The sequence below is a fragment of the Moraxella oculi genome (assembly GCF_023336735.1).
Lineage (GTDB): Bacteria > Pseudomonadota > Gammaproteobacteria > Pseudomonadales > Moraxellaceae > Moraxella > Moraxella oculi.
The window spans coordinates 1-254 of sequence record NZ_JAMBAQ010000077.1 but is presented as its reverse complement, the minus strand read 5'-3'; the positions used below and the strand labels follow the sequence as shown (position 1 = coordinate 254).

The window sequence follows — 254 nt, the reverse complement described above, 5'->3', positions numbered from 1 at the left end:
TTTGATGAAGGAACGCAAATCAAGTGTTGTTTGACTATAAAAGGTGGCTACGATTGGTCTTTTAAATCTGTGAAGACATTTTGGCATGACGTCACCCATTCACGCCTCTTAAAAAAGAAGGAGCTGATTTGGTTATCGTCATCAATGCGTCGCCTTTTGATGAAGGAACGCAAATCAAGTGTTGTTTGACTATAAAAGGTGGCTACGATTGGTCTTTTAAATCTGTGAAGACATTTTGGCATGACGTCACCCAT

Annotated in this window: 1 protein-coding gene; it reads left to right on the top strand. The window is 39.8% G+C overall.

Annotated elements, in window-relative coordinates; all coding sequences use genetic code 11:
* The coding region (locus M2R47_RS09430; protein ID WP_249102554.1) for a hypothetical protein at window positions 1-189 on the top strand (189 nt) is incomplete at its 5' end.
* Between the last annotated feature and the right edge of the window lie 65 nt (window positions 190-254).